The sequence below is a fragment of the Burkholderia sp. KJ006 genome, from assembly GCF_000262695.1.
Lineage (GTDB): Bacteria > Pseudomonadota > Gammaproteobacteria > Burkholderiales > Burkholderiaceae > Burkholderia > Burkholderia vietnamiensis.
This window is the reverse complement of the sequence record NC_017921.1, coordinates 1200415-1219602: the sequence shown is the minus strand read 5'-3', so window position 1 is coordinate 1219602 and position 19188 is coordinate 1200415. Positions and strand designations below refer to the sequence as shown.

The window sequence follows — 19188 nt, the reverse complement described above, 5'->3', positions numbered from 1 at the left end:
CCGTCGTGACGATCGACCACGATCATGCCACGGTGCGATGCCGCCGTCGCCCGGAGGCCGCGATGAAGCCGCAATACGAACACGTGACGTACGCTCCCGGCTGCTCGATCCGCGTGTATCACCGCCAGCTCGCACGCATTCCGTTCGAATGGCATCGGCATCCGGAATACGAACTGACGCTCACGCTGAACAGCCGCGGCCGGCGCTTCATCGGCGATCACGTTGCCCGCTACGCGGACGACGATCTGGTGCTCGTCCCGCCGAACCTGCCGCACACCTGGTCGTCGAATGCGCGCATCGATCGCGCCGCGCCCGAAGTCGCGCTCGTCGTGTGGTTCGACGGCGACTGGGCCCACCGCGTCGCCGACTGCTGCGCCGAATATGCGCCGCTGCGCTCGCTGCTGCGGCGCGCGGCGTCGGGCCTCGCGTTCGACGCCGATACGGCGCGCGCGATGCGCGCCCGGCTGCCGCGCTTGCTCGATGCGTCGCCGCGCGTGCGGCTCGCCGCCGTACTCGACACGCTCGCGGAACTCGCCGAAGCCGGCGGCGAGCCGCTGGCCGGCGCGCACGCGCGCAGCCGGTCCGAGCGGATCGAGTCGTCCGTCGACGCGTCCGCTCCGGAAGCCGAACGCGTCGAGCGCGTGCTCGATGCGATCGATCGCCGGTTCCACGAGCCGCTGCGCATCGACGCGCTCGCGGCCATCGCGCATCTGTCCGAACGCTCGCTGCAACGGCTGTTCGCGCGCCATCTCGGCGAAAGCGTCGGCCGCTACCTGCAGCGGTTGCGGCTCGCGCACGCGTGTCGCCATCTGGCCGGCACCGACTGGCCGATCGCGACGGTCGCCGCGCGCTGCGGCATTCCGAGCGTCGCGAACTTCAACCGTCAGTTCCTCGCCGCACGCGGCATGACGCCGCGCGCATACCGGCGCCTGTTCGCGCAGCATGGCCATGCGTCGGGCGTCGACGTGCCGGGCGCCGATGCCTCGGCTGCCGACGCGCCATCGCTCGACACACGCCCACCGTCGCTGGAACGCAGCACCCGCACGCGCCGCGCGCACAAATGAAAACACCCCGGCGGGATGACCCACCGGGGTGTCGGGGCGTTGCGTTCGCCGGACGCGAACGGCGTTGCGGCCGTTCGCGCCGCGCACGACTTAACGTGCGTTGAGCGGCTTCGCTTCGCGCGGCGTGTCGCCGATGAACAGCTGACGCGGACGGCCGATCTTTTGCTCCGGATCCGCAATCATTTCGTTCCACTGTGCGATCCAGCCGACCGTACGTGCCATCGCGAAGATACACGTGAACATCGACGTCGGGATGCCCAGCGCGCGCTGCACGATACCCGAGTAGAAGTCGACGTTCGGGTACAGCTTGCGCGACACGAAGTACTCGTCTTCCAGCGCGATCTTCTCGAGCTGCATCGCGAGCTTGAACAGCGGGTCGTCGTGCAGGCCCAGTTCGTTCAGCACTTCGTAGCACGTTTCGCGCATCAGCTTCGCACGCGGGTCGTAGTTCTTGTACACGCGGTGACCGAAGCCCATCAGCTTCACGCCCGAATTCTTGTCCTTCACCTGCTTGATGAATTCGGGGATGTTGTCCGGCGAGCCGATCTGCTCGAGCATGTTCAGCGCGGCTTCGTTCGCACCACCGTGCGCCGGGCCCCACAGACACGCGATACCGGCCGCGATACACGCGAACGGGTTCGCGCCCGACGAGCCGGCCAGGCGGACCGTCGACGTCGATGCGTTCTGCTCGTGGTCAGCGTGCAGGATCAGGATACGGTCGAGCGCGCGGACGAGCACGTCGTTGACCTTGTACTCTTCGCACGGGTTCGAGAACATCATGTGCATGAAGTTCGCGCTGTACGACAGCGAGTTCTTCGGATACACGAACGGCTGGCCGATGCTGTACTTGTATGCCATCGCGACGAGCGTCGGCAGCTTGGCGATCATGCGGATCGCCGACACTTCGCGGTGACGCGGGTCGTTGATGTCGAGCGAGTCGTGGTAGAACGCCGACAGCGCGCCGACTGCGGCGACCAGGATCGCCATCGGGTGCGCGTCGCGGCGGAAGCCGCGGAAGAAGAAGTGCATCTGCTCGTGCACCATCGTGTGCTTCGTGACGGTGTCGACGAATTCCTTCTTCTGTGCCGCGTTCGGCAGTTCGCCCTTCAGCAGCAGGTAGCAGGACTCGAGGAAGTCCGCGTTCTGCGCGAGGTTGTCGATCGGGTAGCCGCGGTACAGCAGTTCGCCCTTGTCGCCGTCGATGTACGTGATCGCCGAGTTGCACGAAGCCGTCGACATGAAGCCCGGGTCGTAAGTGAACTTGCCGGTTTGGCCGTACAGCTTGCGGATGTCGATTACGTCCGGGCCCATCGTCCCCTTGTAAATCGGCATTTCGACGCTCGGCGAGTTGTCGCTGAACGATAGCGTGGCTTTAACATCAGACGGAGTCATGGCACATCCTCAATCGAAATAAAGAAACGGGATTCGATAACGGGCGTAACGCTTTAAACGTTGCGCAGCATCTCCAACAGCCGGTGAACATCCGGGCTGTCTAGGTCGCCCTCTGGTTCCTTGCGCGCGAGGAGCAAGTCCATCAGGTCGTTGTCGCTCAGATCGAGCAGGCGCGACAACGCGCCTACGTCTGCATCGGTGAGGTCATGCTCGTGTCTGCTGAAGAAACGCTCGAACAGAATGTCGTTCTCCAGCAGACCCCGCCGCGCGCGCCAACGCAGGCGCGCGCGACGGTGCGGGTCGGATTGATGCGAGTCGTCGCTCATTTCAACCTTAAACCGCGCGGCGAACCATCAGTTCCTTGATCTTGCCGATCGCCTTCGTCGGATTCAGGCCCTTCGGGCACACGTCGACGCAGTTCATGATCGTATGGCAACGGAACAGACGGTACGGATCTTCCAGATTGTCGAGACGCTCGCCGGTGGCGGTGTCGCGGCTGTCGGCGATGAACCGGTAAGCCTGCAGCAGGCCCGCCGGGCCCACGAACTTGTCCGGGTTCCACCAGAAGCTCGGGCACGACGTCGAGCAGCTCGCACACAGAATGCACTCGTACACGCCGTCGAGCTCGTCGCGCTCTTCCGGCGACTGCAGGCGTTCCTTCTCCGGCGGCGGCGCGTCGTTGATCAGGTACGGCTTGATCGAGTGATACTGGTTGAAGAAGTGCGTCATGTCGACGATCAGGTCGCGCACCACCGGCAGCCCCGGCAGCGGACGCAGCACGATCTTCTGCGGCAGATCGTTCAGGTTCGTCAGGCACGCGAGACCGTTCTTGCCGTTGATGTTCATCGCGTCCGAGCCGCACACGCCTTCGCGGCACGAGCGGCGGAACGACAGCGTCTCGTCCACGGCCTTCAGCTTCACCAGCGCGTCGAGCAGCATGCGCTCATGCTGGATCTCGAGCTCGTACGTCTGCATGCGCGGCGCCGCGTCCTTGTCCGGATCGTAGCGATAGAGTTCAAAAATGCGTTTTGCCATTTCGGATTCCTTTGACTCGGCTTAGAACGTGCGCGGCTTCGGCGGCACGGAGTCGACCGTCAGCGGCTTCATTTGAACCGGCTTGTAGTCGAGGCGATCGCCTTCGCTGTACCACAGCGTGTGGCGCAGCCAGTTGTCGTCGTCGCGGTGCTCGTAGTCGCTGTGCGCGTGTGCGCCGCGGCTTTCCTTGCGCGCTTCGGCCGACACCATCGTCGCACGGGCCACTTCGATCAGGTTCTCCAGCTCGAGCGCTTCGATGCGCGCGGTGTTGAACACCTTCGACTTGTCCTTCAGGTGGATGTTTTCCACCCGCTCCTTCAGGCCGGCCATCTGGTCCACGCCTTCCTTCAGCAGCGCCGAGGTACGGAACACGCCCGCATGCTTCTGCATCGTCGAGCGGATGTCGTTCGCGACGTCCTGCGTGTATTCGCCCGACGTCGACTTCTCGAGCTTCGCCAGGCGTGCCAGCGAGTATTCGCCCGCGTCGGCCGGCAGCGGCTTGTGGTCGCGCTGGTTCTTCACGTGCTGGACGATGTGGTTGCCGGCCGCGCGGCCGAACACCACTAGGTCGAGCAGCGAGTTCGTGCCCAGGCGGTTCGCGCCGTGCACCGACACGCACGAGCATTCGCCGACCGCGTAGAAGCCGTTGACCGGCTCCTTGTGATCGCGCGACGTGCCCACGACCTGACCGTGGATGTTGGTCGGAATGCCGCCCATCTGGTAGTGGATCGTCGGCACGACCGGGATCGGTTCCTTGATGCAGTCGACGTTCGCGAACCGCAGCGCGATCTCGCGGATCGACGGCAGACGCTTCATGATCGTCTCCGCGCCGATGTGCGACAGATCCAGCAGCACGTGGTCCTTGTTCGGACCGACGCCGCGGCCTTCCTTGATTTCCTGGTCCATCGAGCGCGACACGAAGTCACGCGGCGCCAGATCCTTCAGCGTCGGCGCATAGCGCTCCATGAAGCGCTCGCCGTTCGAGTTGCGCAGAATGCCGCCCTCGCCGCGCACGCCTTCCGTGATCAGCACGCCCGCGCCGGCCACGCCGGTCGGGTGGAACTGCCAGAACTCCATGTCCTGCAGCGCGATGCCCGAGCGAGCGGCCATGCCCAGCCCGTCGCCCGTGTTGATGAACGCGTTCGTCGATGCCGCGAAGATCCGGCCAGCGCCGCCCGTCGCGAACAGCGTCGTCTTGCCTTCCATGATGTAGACGTCGCCCGTCTCCATCTCGAGGGCCGTCACGCCGAGCACGTCGCCGTCCGCGTCGCGGATCAGGTCGAGCGCCATCCATTCGACGAAGAACTGCGTCTTCGCCTCGACGTTCTGCTGGTACAGCGTGTGCAGCAGCGCGTGACCGGTACGGTCGGCGGCCGCGCAGGCGCGCTGCACCGGCTTCTCGCCGTAGTTCGCAGTGTGGCCGCCGAACGGGCGCTGATAGATCGTGCCGTCCGCGTTGCGGTCGAACGGCATGCCGAAGTGCTCGAGCTCGTACACGACGTTCGGCGCTTCACGGCACATGAACTCGATCGCGTCCTGGTCGCCGAGCCAGTCGGAACCCTTGATCGTGTCGTAGAAATGGAAGTGCCAGTTGTCTTCGCTCATGTTGCCGAGCGACGCGCCGATGCCGCCTTGTGCCGCGACCGTGTGCGAACGGGTCGGGAACACCTTCGACAGCACGCCGACCGACAGGCCCGCACGCGACAGTTGCAGCGCTGCGCGCAAGCCCGAGCCGCCCGCGCCGACGATCACCACGTCGAACTTGCGGCGCGGCAGGGAAGTTTTGATTGCAGCCATTCTTTACACTCTCCAGAGAATCTGCGCGGCGTAGCCCGCACATGCGAGCAGCCAGACGATGGTCAGCGATTGCAGCAGCAGGCGCACACCGACGGGCTTCACGTAGTCCATCCAGATGTCGCGCACGCCGACCCATGCGTGGTAGAAGAGGGAAAGCAGCGTCACGAAGGTCGCGAGCTTCATCCATTGCGCGGAGAAGATCGATGCCCAGCCTTCGTACGAGAAGTCATGCGCGCCGAAAAACAGGACGAGCAGAATGACCGTGTAGACCGCCATGATCGTGGCGGTGACGCGCTGCGCGAGCCAGTCGCGCAGGCCGTAGTGAGCGCCGACGACGAGGCGCTTCGAGCCGATTCGGTTGTTGGCTGCCATTTTCTTAGAATGCTCCGAACAGTTTGAGTGCCATGGCGATCGTCAGCGCGATCGAGACGACAAACACGACCACGGCCGTACGCTTGCCGCCTTCCTTCGAGACGGCGTCATGGTTGACGTCCATCAACAGGTGGCGAATGCCGGCGCAGAAATGGTGGAGGAACGCCCAGGACAACGCGAGGACGATCAGCTTGACGACGATGTTGGAGAGGAAAGACTTGAAGACTTCGAAGCTGAGCTCCGACGTGAGGCTCTGATCGAAGAGGAACAGCAGGAACGGCAGGAACAGGAACAGCAGCGCGCCGCTGATTCGATGGAGAATCGACAATATCGCCGCCGCAGGCATGCGATATTTCATCGTGATGTCGCCGAATCCGATGTTCCGGTATTCCGGCCTCGGCTTTCTTACTGCGTCAGTCATGCTAGACCCCTACTATGTTGTCACACTAATCCGCGATTTTAGCGCCTTTTTATATCGCGCTGCAGCGAAAGTCTGCTCTGGATCGTTACGCAAACGCGAACAAAAGGCGGCCCGATACGTGCTACGCGAACGTGGGGAGAACGCGCGCCCGCAGCTTGGCCGATACGTCGTCAGCTCAAGTCATTGTGATAGTAATACCCGGTTGTGACATACCAGCCGCGCCGCACTTCCACCGGCCGATCGCCGTACGTATAGGACACCCGCTCCACCGACAGCAACGGAAAACCCGCCGGCACGCGCAGCAGATCGGCAACCGCCGGCTCCGCCGCCACCGCCCGGATCTTTTCCGTCGCGCGAATCATGCGCGTGCCGAACTCCGTCTCGAACATCGCATAGAGCGGCCCCTTGTATTCGCTCAAGCGCTCGAACGACAGCCCGCGGAACATCGCTCCGGGCAGCCAGATCTCGTCGAGCACCGTCGCGTCGCCCTCGAACGCCAGCAGCCGGCGCACCTGCACCACCGGGTCGGCCGGCTTCAGGTCGAGCTGCCGCGCGATCTCGGCCGGCGCCCGCAAGCGCCGGCATTCGAGCACGCGACTCACGTGCGGATGCTCGGCGCCGTCGTCGGCGAGCAGCCGCAGAAAGCGGAACTGCGCGCGATCTTCGTTGTGCGTTGCAACAAACGTACCCTTGCCCTGCCGCCTGACGACGAGATTCTCGGCGGCCAGTTCGTCGATCGCCTTGCGCACGGTGCCCTGGCTGACCTTGTAACGGGCCGCGAGCTCCACCTCGCTCGGGATGATCTCGCCCGGCTTCCATTCGCCCGATTCCAGACTCTGCGTGATCAACGACTTGATCTGCTGGTATAACGGACTGAAAGTCGGCGACGGCGCGGCAGGCGCCGGCACGGAATCGCCCGCGCCCGGCTGCCCTGGGCTGCCTGCGCCGGTCGGATTCGCGTTGTTCGCCTGGTTCGATGTCATGGCGCGCATTTCATCACAAACCGCGCTTTTCCGTCCACTCAAATTCAGCAAAACATCTGTCTTATATAAGACATATGATACCGTTTGACTTTGGCCACGCCCGCTCCTACACTCCCGGTCGAGCAAGGGTTCGCGGGTGCAAAACGCGTCCCCGGCTACGTGCCACGGCCGTCTCCAGGTTCACCGCGTCTGCCTTTCGCGAGTCCTCCGCCCTGCTTCACTGCAACGCTACGCGTAACGCGCATAGAATGGCGTTTTGCCTAGCGTCCATCGCTTCATCCCGTCCTGGAGATTTTCAATGGCTAAGCCCGCAAAGCGCGTTGCCGTCACCGGCGCCGCAGGTCAAATCGCTTACTCCCTGCTGTTCCGCATCGCGAACGGCGACCTGCTCGGCAAGGACCAGCCGGTCATCCTGCAACTGCTCGACCTCCCGCAAGCCCAAGCCGCCGTCAAAGGCGTCGTGATGGAACTCGAAGATTGCGCGTTCCCGCTGCTCGCGGGCGTCGTGATCACCGACGATCCGAAGGTTGCATTCAAGGATGCAGACGTCGCACTGCTCGTCGGCGCACGTCCGCGCTCGAAGGGCATGGAGCGCAAGGACCTGCTGTCGGCCAACGCCGAGATCTTCACGGTCCAGGGCGCCGCGCTGAACGAAGTCGCGAGCCGCGACGTCAAGGTGCTGGTGGTCGGCAACCCGGCCAACACGAACGCCTACATCGCGATGAAGTCGGCGCCGGATCTGCCGAAGAAGAACTTCACGGCCATGCTGCGCCTCGACCACAACCGCGCGCTGTCGCAACTCGCAGCGAAGACGGGCAAGCCGGTCGCATCGATCGAGAAGCTCGCCGTGTGGGGCAACCACTCGCCGACGATGTACCCCGACTTCCGCTTCGCGACCGCCGAAGGCGAGTCGATGCTGAAGCTCGTCAACGACGACGTGTGGAACCGCGAAACGTTCATCCCGACCGTCGGCAAGCGCGGCGCGGCGATCATCGAAGCGCGCGGCCTGTCGTCGGCAGCGTCGGCAGCCAATGCGGCGATCGACCACGTGCGTGACTGGGTGCTCGGCACGAACGGCAAGTGGGTCACGATGGGCATCCCGTCGGACGGCTCGTACGGCATCCCCGAAGACATCATCTACGGCGTGCCGGTCACCTGCGAAAACGGCGAATACAAGCGCGTCGAAGGCCTCGAGATCGATGCGTTCTCGCGCGAGAAGATGGACGGCACGCTCGCCGAGCTGCTCGAAGAGCGCGACGGCGTCGCACACCTGCTGAAGAACTAAGCAGGCTGCGTGGCCGGGCCGCCCGCGGGCGGGCCGGCCACGGCACGGGCGGCCGGCGCGCAGCCAGCCAGCCGCGCCGCCCGATCCGATCCGATCCGGGCACGTTTTGCCGCCGGCGCGCAGCGCGCGCCGGCCCAGAACGTGGCCGGATCCGATTTCTCCCCGATGATCCGCTTCCCTGGCGTAGAAGAGATGTCCGCGCTCACTCCTGCACAAGTGCTGTACGACGGGGCGTCGCCGCCCGCGATCCTGCCCTGCTGCGATCACTACGCGGGCAGCGAGAAGCTGATGCGCAAATCGCTCGCGCTCCAGGCCGAACTCGGCCCGGTGTTCGACATCACGCTCGACTGCGAGGACGGCGCGGCCGTCGGCCAGGAAGCCGCACACGCGCAGCTCGTCGCCGAATTCCTCGGCAGCGCCGAGAACCGCTTCGGACGCGTCGGCGTCCGCATTCACGACTTTTCCCATCCGCACTGGCGCGACGACGTGCGCATCGTGCTGCGCGCCGCGCGCGCGCCCGCCTACGTCACGCTGCCGAAGGTCGCCGGCGCCGCCGATGCGGCCGAGATGATCGCGTTCATCGAAGGCACGCGCCGCGAGCTCGGGCTCGCGCAGCCGATTCCGGTCGACGTGCTGGTCGAGACGCACGGCGCGCTCGCACAGGCCGCGACGCTCGCCGCGCTGCCGCTGGTCGGCACGCTGAGCTTCGGGCTGATGGATTTCGTGTCCGCCCATCACGGCGCGATTCCCGATGCGGCGATGCGCTCGCCGGGCCAGTTCGATCACCCGCTCGTGCGCCGCGCGAAGCTGGAGATCGCCGCGGCCTGCCACGCGCACGGCAAGACGCCGTCGCACAACGTCACGACCGACGTGCGCGACATGAGCGTCGTGGCCGGCGATGCGCGCCGCGCGCGCGACGAATTCGCCTTCACGCGGATGTGGAGCATCCATCCGGCGCAGATCCGTCCGATCGTCGACGCATTCGCGCCGCGCACCGACGAGGTCGCGCTGGCCGCCGAGATCCTGCTGGCCGCGCAGGCCGCCGACTGGGGCCCGACGCGCCACGGCGACACGCTGCACGACCGCGCGAGCTACCGCTATTACTGGTCGGTGCTGCGCCGCGCGAAAGCGACCGGCCAGGCCGTGCCGCGCGAAGCCGCGCCGCTGTTCGGGCCGGCCGGCGCAGGCTCCGGTTAAGCCGGCCGAGCCGCCGACATGCGGATTTCATCGAATCTCCGGCGCGCGAACGCGACACAGGTTTGCGAAACGACAAAAAACGTAACCGAGCCCGAAAACCTGAAATATGCGCAGCCAAATAGGTCAAAATAGCGGCCGCTGCGCGCTTCCGGGGGCGCGTGCAGTTTCAAACCGGCCGGCGGCGTCAGCAGCCGGCCCTTGTCAACTGATAATCGAAAGGTTCTGACTCCATGAAGAAACTCCTGATCGCTACCGCCATCGGCGCGTTGTCCGCCACGCTGCTGGTGTCGGCGCCGAGCGCGTTCGCCCAGGGTACGGCCACGACTGCGAAGAAGACGGCCAAGCGCCCGGCACCGGCCAAGCGCCTGATTCCGCGCAGCAAGAAGTCCCTCGCGCGTGCCGCGGCGAAGGTCGATCCGGTACCGGACGGCGCAGTGAGGTGGGCGTGCAAGGACGGCCTGTCGTTCGACCTCGCCGGCGACATGAAGCGCGACCAGCTGGTCACGGTCCACTGGGCGAAGAAGAACTACAAGCTGCCGCGTCAGGCCACGACGACCGGCGCCGACACGTTCTACGATCCGGCCGCCGGCTTCAAGCTGGTCGTGATCCCGACCAAGGCGATGCTGTTCAGCGACGCGAACGGCGGCGAGCGTCTCGCCGACGAATGCGTGACGCCGGAAATGGCGCAAGGCGGCGCCGCACCGACGCAGTCCAACGAGCTGAAGCCGGCGACGAACTAAGCGCGCCCAGGCCCTCGATGTCCGCCCCGGTCTCCAACGTCCGCCCTGCGCCGGATTCGGTACTCGTCGACATCGTCGACTACGTGCTCGACACCGGCATCGACAGCGCGCTCGCGCTGGAGACGGCGCGTCATTGCCTGATCGACACGCTCGGATGCGGACTCGAGGCGCTCTCCTACCCTGCCTGCACCAAGCTGCTCGGCCCCGTCGTGCCGGGCACGATCGTGCCGAACGGCGCGAAGGTGCCGGGCACGTCCTTCCAGCTCGATCCCGTACAGGCCGCGTTCGACATCGGCGCGATGATCCGCTGGCTGGACTTCAACGACACCTGGCTCGCCGCCGAATGGGGTCATCCGTCCGACAACCTCGGCGGGATCCTGGCGACGGCCGACTGGCTGTCCCGCACGGCCGTCGCGGCCGGCAGGAAGCCGCTCGCGATGCGCGACGTGCTCGTCGCGATGATCCAGGCCCACGAGATCCAGGGCTGCCTCGCACTCGAGAATTCTTTCAATGCCGTCGGGCTCGACCACGTGCTGCTGGTCAAGGTCGCGTCGACCGCCGTGGTCGGCCGCCTGCTCGGGCTCACGCGCGACGAGCTGCTCAATGCGGTGTCGAACGCGTTCGTCGACGGCCACGCGTTGCGCACCTACCGCCATGCGCCGAACACCGGCTCGCGCAAGTCGTGGGCGGCCGGCGACGCGACGTCGCGCGCGGTGCGCCTCGCGCTGATCGCGAAGACCGGCGAGATGGGCTACCCGTCCGCGCTGACCGCGAAGACCTGGGGCTTCTACGACGTGCTGTTCCGCGGGCAGCCGTTCCGCTTCCAGCGCCCGTACGGCACCTACGTGATGGAGAACGTGCTGTTCAAGATCGCGTTCCCCGCCGAATTCCATGCGCAGACGGCCGTCGAGGCCGCGCTGCAGCTGCACGCGCGGCTCGCCGCGGCCGGCCGCACGACCGACGAGATCAGCCGCATCACGATCCGCACGCACGCGGCCGCGATCCGCATCATCGACAAGCAGGGGCCCCTCGCCAATCCGGCCGACCGCGACCACTGCATCCAGTACATGGTGGCCGTGCCGCTGCTGTTCGGCCGGCTGAGCGCGGCCGACTACGAAGACGCGACCGCCGCCGATCCGCGCATCGACGCGCTGCGCGCGAAGACCGTGTGCGTCGAGGATCCGCAGTTCACGAAGGACTACCACGACCCGGCCAAGCGCTCGATCGCGAACGCGCTGACGATCGAATTCGCGGACGGGTCGACGCTTGCCGAGGTGACGGTCGAATATCCGATCGGCCATCAGCGACGCCGTGCCGACGGCATCCCGCTGCTGATCGAGAAATTCCGGACCAACCTTGCCCGCCGTTTCCCGGCAAAGCAGCAACAAGCGATTCTCGACGTGTCGCTGGACCAGGCAAAGCTCGATGCGATGCCGGTCAATGAGTACGTCGATCTGTATATGATCTAGCCGTCAGATACAGGACTCTTTGTTTCCTAGCCTTAAACCCAGGAAAATCACCATGGCCCACAATCTCCACAAGACCCTCAAGGAATTCGACAGCGGTTCCGGCAAAGGCAAGTTCTACTCGCTGCCGCAGCTCGGCAAGGAACTGAAGACGAAGATCGAACGCCTGCCGGTGTCGATCCGCATCGTGCTCGAGTCCGTGCTGCGCAACTACGACGGCAAGAAGATCACCGAAGAACACATCGAGCAGCTCGCGAACTGGCAGCCGACCGCGAAGCGGGTCGACGAGATTCCGTTCGTGGTGTCGCGCGTCGTGCTGCAGGACTTCACCGGCGTGCCGCTGCTCGCCGATATCGCGGCCATGCGCGGTGTCGCGCAGCGTTCGGGCAAGGATCCGAAGAAGATCGAGCCGCTGGTGCCGGTCGATCTCGTCGTCGACCACTCGGTGCAGATCGACTACTTCCGTCAGAAGGATGCGCTCGACCTGAACATGAAGCTGGAATTCCAGCGCAACAACGAGCGCTACCAGTTCATGAAGTGGGGCATGCAGGCGTTCGACACGTTCAAGGTCGTGCCGCCGGGCGTCGGCATCGTCCACCAGGTGAACCTGGAATACCTCGCGCGCGGCGTGCACAAGAAGGCCGACGGCGGCGACACCGTGTACTACCCGGACACCCTCGTCGGCACCGACAGCCACACGACGATGATCAACGGCATCGGCGTGGTCGGCTGGGGCGTGGGCGGCATCGAGGCGGAAGCCGGCATGCTCGGCCAGCCGGTGTACTTCCTGACGCCGGACGTCGTCGGCGTCGAGCTGAAGGGCAAGCTGCGCGAAGGCGTGACGGCCACCGACCTGGTGCTGACGATCACCGAAATGCTGCGCAAGGAGAAGGTCGTCGGCAAGTTCGTCGAGTTCTTCGGCGAAGGCACGAAGTCGCTGTCGTTGCCGGACCGCGCGACGATCGGCAACATGGCGCCGGAATACGGCGCGACGATGGGCTTCTTCCCGGTCGACGAAAAGACGATCGAGTACTTCGAAGGCACGGGCCGCACGAAGGCCGAAATCGCCGCGTTCGAGAACTACTTCAAGGCGCAGAAGCTGTTCGGCATCCCGAAGGCAGGCGACATCGACTACACGAAGACGGTCACGCTCGACCTCGCGACGGTCGCGCCGTCGCTGGCCGGCCCGAAGCGCCCGCAGGACCGCATCGAAATCGGCAACGTGAAGTCGACGTTCACCGAGCTGTTCTCGAAGCCGGTCGCCGAAAACGGCTTCGCGAAGAAGGCCGAGGACCTGAACGCGCAGTACACGACGAGCAACGGCGTCGACGTGAAGAACGGCGACGTGCTGATCGCCGCGATCACGTCGTGCACGAACACGTCGAACCCGAGCGTGCTGCTGGCCGCCGGCCTGCTCGCGAAGAAGGCCGTGGAAGCCGGCCTGACGGTCGCGCCGCACATCAAGACGTCGCTCGCGCCGGGATCGCGCATCGTCACCGAATACCTGACGAAGACGGGCCTGCTGCCGTACCTCGCGAAGCTCGGCTTCGAAGTCGCCGCGTACGGCTGCACGACCTGCATCGGCAACGCGGGCGACCTGACGCCGGAGCTGAACGAAGCGATCACGAAGAACGACATCGTCGCGGCGGCCGTGCTGTCGGGCAACCGTAACTTCGAGGCGCGCATCCACCCGAACATCCGCGCGAACTTCCTCGCGTCGCCGCCGCTCGTCGTCGCCTACGCGATCGCCGGCAACATCACGCGCGACCTGATGACGGAGCCGGTCGGCAAGGGCAAGGACGGCTACGACATCTACCTCGGCGACATCTGGCCGACCAGCGACGAAATCCACGCGCTGCTCAAGTTCGCGCTGGACCCGAAGAAGTTCGAGGACAACTACTCGAAGCTCACGAAGAAGGGCGACCTGTGGAGCAAGATCGAGGGCGAAACGGGCCAGGTCTACGACTGGCCGAAGTCGACCTACATCGCCGAGCCGCCGTTCTTCGGCCACGACTTCTCGATGGAGCCGGCCGCGTCGATCCCGACCGTCCAGGGCGCGCGCGCACTGGGCATCTTCGGCGATTCGGTGACGACCGACCACATCAGCCCGGCAGGCTCGATCAAGGAAGACTCGCCGGCAGGCAAGTGGCTGAAGGAGAACGGCGTGCAGAAGGCCGACTTCAACAGCTACGGCTCGCGCCGCGGCAACCATGACGTGATGATGCGCGGCACGTTCGCGAACGTCCGCATCAAGAACCTGATGATCCCGGCGAAGGCCGACGGCACGCGCGTCGAAGGCGGTCTGACGATCCACCAGCCGAGCGGCGAACAGCTGTCGATCTACGACGCCGCGATGAAGTACGTCGGCGCCGGCACGCCGACCGTCGTGTTCGCGGGCGAAGAGTACGGCACGGGCTCGTCGCGCGACTGGGCCGCGAAGGGCACCCAGCTGCTCGGCGTGAAGGCCGTCATCGCACGCAGCTTCGAGCGCATCCACCGCTCGAACCTGGTCGGCATGGGCGTGCTGCCGCTGCAGTTCAAGGGCGCGGACAGCGTGCAGTCGCTCGGCATCACCGGCGAAGAGACCTACGACATCGAAGGCCTCGGCGACGACTTCAAGCCGCAGCAGGACGTCACGCTGGTGATCCACCGCAAGAACGGCGAAACGACCCGCGTGCCGGTGCTGCTGCGCATCGATACGCCGATCGAAGTCGACTACTACAAGCACGGCGGGATCCTGCCGTTCGTGCTGCGCTCGCTGCTCGCAGCGTAAGCGCCCTGCTTTTGCAGGTGCCGCAGCCGCCTCGCGGCGGTTGCGGCCGATTTGGATACCCGACCTCGTGTCGGGTTTTTTTTCGTCCGTACAAAGGCGCGCGCCGCAGCGGCCGGCGGCGCTAGGCTTGCTTGCCGCCGCGCGCCTTCGCACCCGCAGCGGCGCGTGCGTTCTTCTTCAGATGCGCGCGGTTGTAGTCGATCGCCGCGCGAATCAGGCGCTGCAGCGCGCGCCGGTCGAGCTTGTCGCCTTCCATGAAGTCGATCGCGCGGCGCGCGTTGCCGTCGAGGCCCGCGTTGAACAGCCCATCGGGATCGGCCAGCTGCGCGCCGTGCATGAACGTGAGCTTGACCTTGCCCTTGTGCGCGTTCGCGACCGCGATCATCCCGTCGCACGACCAGACGGGGCTGCCCATCCACTTCCATTCCTCGACGATGCCGGCGTCGGCCGCGAGGATCGTCGCGCGCAGCTCGGCAAAGACGTCGCGGCGCCAGTCGGCGATTCCGGCGATCAGCGCGTCGATGCGCGCGGACGGCGTCAGGTCGTGCCCGGCGGCGCTCATGCGTCGGCCTCCCCGCCCTCGTCCTGGCGTGCGAGCAGTTGTTCGAGCGACGCGAAGAACTTCGGCCAGCCGTGCTGCGCGCCACGGTACGCCTGCTCCTGATCGGTGCGGAAGCCGCTTTGCTCCATTCGCAGCAGCGTGCCGTGCGGCGTGGGCGTGAGCGTCCACGTGACGACGCTTTCGAGGCCATGAGCGGCCCACGTGTACGACAGCGCGCGGTGCGGCTCGATCGTCGGCACGGTGCAGTCGACCGAACCCCAGTCGGCGCGAAAACTGAACGCGCGGCCCGCCACCGGTTCGAAATCGCTCTGCATCAGCCACGCGTCGAGCAGATGCGGTTGCGTGAGCGCACGCCAGATCTTCTCGGGCGGATGCGACAGCTCCCGTTCGACGACGACGGTACGGGTTGCGGCGGGATTGGGGTTCATTGGTCCATTCTCCTGAGCAGATCTTCGAGCGCATCGAACCGGTTCTGCCAGAAGGCGGTCATCTGGCCGGCCCAGTCGAGCAACGGAGTCAGCGCCTGCGGCTGCGCGCTGTAGTGCGTCTGCCGGCCCGCGTGACGGTCGCTCACGAGCCCGGCCTGCTTCAGTACACCCAGATGCTTCGACACGGCCGGCTGCGACACGCCGGCGCGGGCCGTCAGCGCGGCGACCGTCAGCTCGCCTTCCGCACACAGTCGCTCGAACAGCGCGCGGCGCGTCGGATCGGCAAGTGTTCTGAACAGCAGGTCGTGCGGGCTTTGCATGCTGGAATCAATAACTTCGTGGTTATGGATTGGAGAATAGCTCGGGGACGGCGCGCGTCAAACATTGGTTGCGATCGGATGTCGCGCGGGGCACGCGCAAGCCGGGTAGACCGAATGCGCGCAAACGCCGCCGCACCGGCGCGCCGCGGACATCGGACGCGCGGCCGAACCCGGCGTCCGGATGCGTTCGAGCAATTCCTCTAATCGGCTCACGCTCTTCGCGAACCGAAAGGACGCTGCAAGGCTCGGCGATGCGACGTTCCACAGTTCGGGAAACCGGCACGTCCGAACGGGTCGAGAATTCCCGCCGTCGCGGCTCGCGCTGCACGCGTCCCGGCCCCGCGCCACCGGGCGCCCACATAGTGCGACGCGCGCCGCATTCCGGCGCGGAGGCGAACGACGCGTGCGCGCACGGCAGCGCCGCGCAATTGCGCACATTCCGATACCGCAACGAACGCGTCATGCGCTCGAACGGCGCGGACGGTCGCACCGGCGCGCCGCAAACCGGTTCCGTCCGTCCGCGCATGCCGTTGCGCGCGCACCCGACGCAGTGCCCGCGCGCGGCACGCCGGTGTCAGAACTGACAGCTATGGAAACTGCCAGCTACCTGAACGACCCCGACACCCTACGCTCGTCACCGCTCGCAGCCCCACAAGGGTTGCGGCTTCCAGCAACGTCGTCTCTCCCGAAAAAGGATTCCCGATGAAAAGGAACGCGCGGTTCGCCCTATCCCTCCCGTCGCCCCGCCGCCTCGCGTGCGCGTGGCCGCTCGTGTTCGCCGCCGGTGCGGCGCATGCGAGCACGGACTGGGTCGATACCCACACGAAGGCCTTTCTGACCGGCCCGCAGCTGATGGCGCGCAGCACGGCGCCGTCGCTCGAACTCGCGGCCGGCGAGACGGCCGACATCGTCGTCAGCCTGAAGCTGCGCAACGCGGCGCAGCTCAAGCAGCTCGCCCGCGACGTGAACCGGCCCGGCAACGCGCATTACGGCCAGTACCTGACGCACGAGCAGTTCCTCGCGGACTACGCGCCGACCGAAGCGCAGGTGAAGTCGGTCGTCGACTATCTGCGCAAGAGCGGGTTCGTGAACATCGAGGTCGCGCCGAACCGGCTGCTGGTGTCGGCGCACGGCACGGCGGGCACCGTGAAGACCGCGTTCAACACGTCGCTCGTGCACTTCCAGTACGCGGGCCGCGCCGGGTTCGCGAACGCGTCGACGGCGCAGGTGCCGCGCGCGCTCGGCGACGTCGTCGGCTCGGTGCTCGGCTTGCAGAACGTCGCACGCGCGCGCCCGATGCTGCGCATCGGCAACGTCGCGAAGCCACAGGCGCTCGCGGCCGGCACGGCCACCGGCCACTATCCGAAGGAGTTCCCCGGCCTCTACAACGCGACCGGCGTGCCGACGGCGGCCGGCGTGACGGTGGGAATCGTCACGATCGGCGGCGTATCGCAAACGCTGCAGGACCTGAAGCAGTTCACGTCGAGCAACGGCTACGGCACGGTCGCGACCCAGGCCGTGAAGACCAACGGCACCGGCACGTCGGGCAGCTACAGCGACGACCAGGACGGCCAGGGCGAATGGGATCTCGACAGCCAGTCGATCGTCGGCTCGGCGGGCGGCCAGGTCGGCAAGCTGGTGTTCTACATGGCCGACCTGAACGCGGCCGGCAACACCGGGCTCACGCAGGCGTTCAACCGCGTGGTGTCGGACAACACGGCGAAGGTGATCAACGTGTCGCTCGGCTGGTGCGAGACCGACGCGAACGCGGACGGCACGCTCGACGCCGAGGAGCAGATCTTCACGACCGCCGCGGCGCAGGGCCAGACGTTCTCGGTGTCGTCGGGCGACGAAGGCGTGTACGAATGCAACAACCGCGGCTATCCGGACGGCTCGAACTACACGGTGTCGTGGCCGGCCGCGTCGCCGCACGTGCTCGCGATCGGCGGCACGACGCTGTACACGACGTCGGCCGGTGCGTTCTCGAACGAGACGGTGTGGAACGAAGGCCTCGACGGCAACGGCAAGCTATGGGCGACGGGCGGCGGCGTCAGCACGATCCTGCCGGCGCCCGCGTGGCAGTCGGGCAGCAACCGCCGCTTGCCGGACGTGTCGTTCGACGCCGCGCAGAGCACCGGCGCGTACATCTACAACTACGGCCAGTTGCAGCAGATCGGCGGCACCAGCCTCGCCGCGCCGATCTTCACCGGCTTCTGGGCGCGGCTGCTCGCGGCAAACGGCACCGGGCTCGGTTTCCCGGCCGCCAGGTTCTATGCGCGCATTCCGTCGAATCCGTCGCTGGTGCGCTACGACGTGGTGTCGGGCAACAACGGCTATCAGGGGTATGGCTACACGGCAGGCACCGGCTGGGATTACCCGACCGGCTTCGGCAGCCTGAACGTCACGAACCTCAACAAGCTGATCCAGTCGGGCGGCTTCTGAGCGTCGCGTGAAGGCCGGCGCGCGCCGATGGCGGCGCGCCGGCCGGCGAAGCGCTCGCCGTCAGGACACCGCGCGCCGCGCATTGCGGCCGCGCAGCCATTCGAGCGCGAGCAGCAGGCTCGTCGAGAAGATGATCAGAATCGTCGCGAGCGCCGCGATCGTCGGGCTGATGTTCTCGCGGATGCCGGTGAACATCTGGCGCGGCAGCGTCGTCTGATCGGCGCCGGCGAGGAACAGCGTGACCACGACTTCGTCGAACGACGTCGCGAACGCGAACAGCGCGCCCGACATCACGCCCGGCGCGATCACCGGCAGCGTCACGCGGAAAAACGTCGTGACCGGATTCGCGCCGAGCGACAGGCTCGCGCGCACCAGGTTGTAGTTGAAGCCCTGCAGCGTCGCGGCCACCGTCGTCACGACGAACGGCACGCCGAGCGCCGCGTGTGCGGCGATCAGCCCCGTGTAGGTGTTCGCGAGCCCGAGCGGCGCGAAGAACAGGTACATGCCGACGCCGACCACCACCACCGGCACGATCATCGGCGACAGCAGGATCGCCATCAGCAGCGCCTTGCCGCGGAAGTCGGCCTTCGTAAGGCCGATCGCGGCGAGCGTGCCGAGCACGGTCGCGACGATGGTGGCCGCCGGCGCGACGATGAAGCTGTTCTTCGCGGCCATGCGCCACTCGTCCGACGCGAGCAGGTTCTCGTACCAGCGCATCGAGAAGCCCGGAATCGGATAGACGAGGAACGTGCTCGACGAAAACGACAGCGGCACGATCGCGAGCACCGGCAGGATCAAATACAGCAGCGTCAGCACGACGAGTACGCGCAGCGCGACGTACCACGCGCGTTCGACGAACGACATGTGCGGCGCGAACAGCGGCCTGGCGAGTTTCATGGTCGGACTCCCTT

18 protein-coding genes are annotated in these 19188 nt (G+C 66.2%); 7 read left to right on the top strand and 11 right to left on the bottom strand.

What is annotated here, in order from left to right:
- The first annotated feature begins 62 nt into the window (after window positions 1-62).
- Window positions 63-1064, top strand: a complete 1002-nt coding sequence (locus MYA_RS19515) for a helix-turn-helix domain-containing protein (protein WP_041494276.1) — start codon at window positions 63-65, stop codon at window positions 1062-1064.
- Between the two features lie 90 nt (window positions 1065-1154).
- On the opposite strand, the gene gltA is transcribed toward MYA_RS19515, so the two are convergent.
- From gltA to MYA_RS19480, 7 genes are all read right to left on the bottom strand, one after another.
- Entirely contained in the window at window positions 1155-2456 is a 1302-nt protein-coding gene (gene gltA, locus MYA_RS19510) for a citrate synthase (protein WP_011881720.1), read from the bottom strand.
- A 53-nt stretch (window positions 2457-2509) separates the two neighbouring features.
- Window positions 2510-2782, bottom strand: a complete 273-nt coding sequence (locus MYA_RS19505) for an FAD assembly factor SdhE (RefSeq protein WP_011881719.1) — start codon at window positions 2780-2782, stop codon at window positions 2510-2512.
- Between the two features lie 7 nt (window positions 2783-2789).
- Complete coding sequence (locus MYA_RS19500) at window positions 2790-3491, bottom strand: succinate dehydrogenase iron-sulfur subunit (RefSeq protein WP_011881718.1); 702 nt, start codon at window positions 3489-3491, stop codon at window positions 2790-2792.
- Window positions 3492-3512: 21 nt separating this feature from the next.
- The gene (gene sdhA, locus MYA_RS19495) at window positions 3513-5288 is read right to left on the bottom strand and encodes a succinate dehydrogenase flavoprotein subunit (protein WP_011881717.1); all 1776 of its coding nucleotides are present in this window, start codon (window positions 5286-5288) and stop codon (window positions 3513-3515) included.
- Between the two features lie 3 nt (window positions 5289-5291).
- On the bottom strand, window positions 5292-5660 hold the full coding sequence (sdhD, locus tag MYA_RS19490) for a succinate dehydrogenase, hydrophobic membrane anchor protein (protein ID WP_006399546.1): 369 nt from the start codon (window positions 5658-5660) through the stop codon (window positions 5292-5294).
- A gap of 4 nt (window positions 5661-5664) precedes the next feature.
- A complete protein-coding gene (gene sdhC, locus MYA_RS19485) occupies window positions 5665-6081 on the bottom strand; it encodes a succinate dehydrogenase, cytochrome b556 subunit (RefSeq protein ID WP_011881716.1) in 417 nt (138 codons plus the stop codon).
- Window positions 6082-6251: 170 nt separating this feature from the next.
- Window positions 6252-7064, bottom strand: coding sequence for a GntR family transcriptional regulator (locus MYA_RS19480; RefSeq protein ID WP_193043975.1), 813 nt, complete (start codon window positions 7062-7064; stop codon window positions 6252-6254).
- A gap of 298 nt (window positions 7065-7362) precedes the next feature.
- Between MYA_RS19480 and MYA_RS19475 the strand changes: the two genes are divergently transcribed.
- The 5 genes from MYA_RS19475 to acnA all read left to right on the top strand — a co-directional run bounded on the left by MYA_RS19475 (window position 7363) and on the right by acnA (window position 14525).
- On the top strand, window positions 7363-8349 hold the full coding sequence (locus tag MYA_RS19475; protein ID WP_011881714.1) for a malate dehydrogenase: 987 nt from the start codon (window positions 7363-7365) through the stop codon (window positions 8347-8349).
- A 192-nt stretch (window positions 8350-8541) separates the two neighbouring features.
- On the top strand, window positions 8542-9546 hold the full coding sequence (locus MYA_RS19470; RefSeq protein WP_041494099.1) for an HpcH/HpaI aldolase/citrate lyase family protein: 1005 nt from the start codon (window positions 8542-8544) through the stop codon (window positions 9544-9546).
- Window positions 9547-9776: 230 nt separating this feature from the next.
- On the top strand, window positions 9777-10286 hold the full coding sequence (locus MYA_RS19465; protein WP_014724726.1) for a hypothetical protein: 510 nt from the start codon (window positions 9777-9779) through the stop codon (window positions 10284-10286).
- 17 nt (window positions 10287-10303) lie between these two features.
- On the top strand, window positions 10304-11755 hold the full coding sequence (locus MYA_RS19460) for a bifunctional 2-methylcitrate dehydratase/aconitate hydratase (protein WP_014724725.1): 1452 nt from the start codon (window positions 10304-10306) through the stop codon (window positions 11753-11755).
- A 52-nt stretch (window positions 11756-11807) separates the two neighbouring features.
- Window positions 11808-14525, top strand: a complete 2718-nt coding sequence (gene acnA / locus MYA_RS19455) for an aconitate hydratase AcnA (protein ID WP_011881710.1) — start codon at window positions 11808-11810, stop codon at window positions 14523-14525.
- A gap of 121 nt (window positions 14526-14646) precedes the next feature.
- Here acnA and MYA_RS19450 read toward each other — a convergent pair whose 3' ends face one another.
- Genes MYA_RS19450 through MYA_RS19440 form a run of 3 tightly spaced genes read right to left on the bottom strand, consistent with a single transcriptional unit; the run spans window position 14647 to window position 15835 of the window.
- Window positions 14647-15087 (bottom strand): DUF1801 domain-containing protein, encoded by a 441-nt coding sequence (locus MYA_RS19450; RefSeq protein ID WP_011881709.1) that lies wholly within the window; start codon window positions 15085-15087, stop codon window positions 14647-14649.
- Window positions 15084-15515, bottom strand: coding sequence for an SRPBCC family protein (locus MYA_RS19445; protein WP_014724724.1), 432 nt, complete (start codon window positions 15513-15515; stop codon window positions 15084-15086). Before MYA_RS19445 ends, MYA_RS19450 begins: the two co-directional genes overlap by 4 nt.
- Entirely contained in the window at window positions 15512-15835 is a 324-nt protein-coding gene (locus MYA_RS19440) for an ArsR/SmtB family transcription factor (RefSeq protein WP_014724723.1), read from the bottom strand. Before MYA_RS19440 ends, MYA_RS19445 begins: the two co-directional genes overlap by 4 nt.
- Window positions 15836-16537: 702 nt before the next feature.
- On the opposite strand from MYA_RS19440, the gene MYA_RS19430 reads away from it, so the two are divergent.
- The gene (locus MYA_RS19430; protein ID WP_011881705.1) at window positions 16538-18277 is read left to right on the top strand and encodes a S53 family peptidase; all 1740 of its coding nucleotides are present in this window, start codon (window positions 16538-16540) and stop codon (window positions 18275-18277) included.
- A 60-nt stretch (window positions 18278-18337) separates the two neighbouring features.
- On the opposite strand, the gene MYA_RS19425 is transcribed toward MYA_RS19430, so the two are convergent.
- The gene (locus MYA_RS19425) at window positions 18338-19174 is read right to left on the bottom strand and encodes an ABC transporter permease (RefSeq protein WP_011881704.1); all 837 of its coding nucleotides are present in this window, start codon (window positions 19172-19174) and stop codon (window positions 18338-18340) included.
- Window positions 19175-19188 lie beyond the last annotated feature (14 nt).